The organism is Halomonas sp. ND22Bw (genome assembly GCF_003011945.1).
GTDB classification, from domain to species: domain Bacteria; phylum Pseudomonadota; class Gammaproteobacteria; order Pseudomonadales; family Halomonadaceae; genus Halomonas; species Halomonas halophila.
The window spans coordinates 1-260 of record NZ_PXWD01001174.1; the positions used below are offsets into that span (position 1 = coordinate 1).

At 72.3% G+C, this 260-nt stretch carries 1 protein-coding gene; it reads right to left on the bottom strand.

The features are described from left to right. The coding region (locus CVH10_RS26155) for a hypothetical protein (RefSeq protein WP_181244662.1) at positions 1–260 on the bottom strand (260 nt) is incomplete at both ends.

Genomic DNA, 260 nt, shown 5'->3' on the forward strand with positions numbered 1-260 from the left:
CCCAGCCCGTGCAGCACGCAGGCGCGCACCGTGTCGAACTGCACCATCGCGCCTGGCACGACCTGCGCGCGCTTCGCGACCGTCGCAAACGCACGCTCGGCGCGGTCGAAATGCGGCGACGCCTCCGCATAACGCCCCGCCAGCGCCAGCATCGATGCGGCCTGTAGCTCGGCGTTGATCGCATAGGGGGACGCGGCCAGCCGCGCCGCCGTGTCGTCGAGCGTGGCCACCGCCTCGTCGATACGCCCCTGTTCCGCCTG